The following is an 864-nucleotide window of genomic DNA, read 5'->3' as shown; positions in this document are numbered from 1 at the left end:
GCGTATGGAAGAATGGTGGAAGGAAAATCCCAAAGGAAATACCGATTTTGAACAGAGATTAACGCCCATATTGTTGGGAGAACATCCCAATCTTAGTTATTATATTTATAAGACAATAATTCTGAATAACCTGTACGGCGTAGATTTAATGAAAGAGGCGGTAGAAATAGCCAAACTAAGGCTTTTCCTGAAACTGGTTGCCGAGGTTGACCCGTCAAAACGTAAAAAAAACTACGGACTTGAACCGCTCCCCGATATTGATTTTAATATACGTTCCGGCAATACCCTTGTCGGTTTTGCCACTGAACAACAGCTTGAAGAAGTTGTTAAAAGCACGGAAGGCGAATTAATTTACAAGGAAAAATTGGACGAATTAAAAGAAAAATGTAAATCAGTAGAAAAAATATTTAATCATTTTCAGGAATTACAGACTGAAGTAGGCAGTAATAATGAAAAATACAAAGATATAAAGAAAACCCTAACAGTTGAATTAAAAGACCTTGATGAAAAATTAAACCGTTACCTTGCCGATACTTATGGGCTTGGGGCAAAAACGCAATGGAAAAGAAAGAAAGAAAAAGAGACCGCTTATCAGGCGTGGAAGGAAAGCCACCAGCCATTCCACTGGTTCGCTGAATTTTACGGGATAATCAGCAAAGGCGGATTTGATGTGGTGATTGGGAATCCGCCGTATGTGGAGTATAGCAAGGTTAAGAAAGATTATGTTATAAAAGGATATGAAACAGAAGGATGTGGGAATTTGTATGCGTTTGTTGCTGATAGGGCAATTTCATTATTACAGAAAAATGGCAAGATAGGTATGATAATACCTATCTCAAGTGTATCAAACGATAAATATAATTC

Annotated in this window: 1 protein-coding gene; it reads left to right on the top strand. The window is 36.9% G+C overall.

Annotated features, from left to right (window positions below; all coding sequences use genetic code 11):
• On the top strand, positions 1-864 hold an 864-nt coding region (locus ACYVRH_RS13540; protein ID WP_461257418.1), incomplete at both ends, for an Eco57I restriction-modification methylase domain-containing protein.

Source organism: Treponema sp. R80B11-R83G3 (assembly GCF_054786115.1).
The sequence above is the reverse complement of the archived record's forward strand: the minus strand, read 5'-3'. Positions and strand labels throughout refer to the sequence as shown.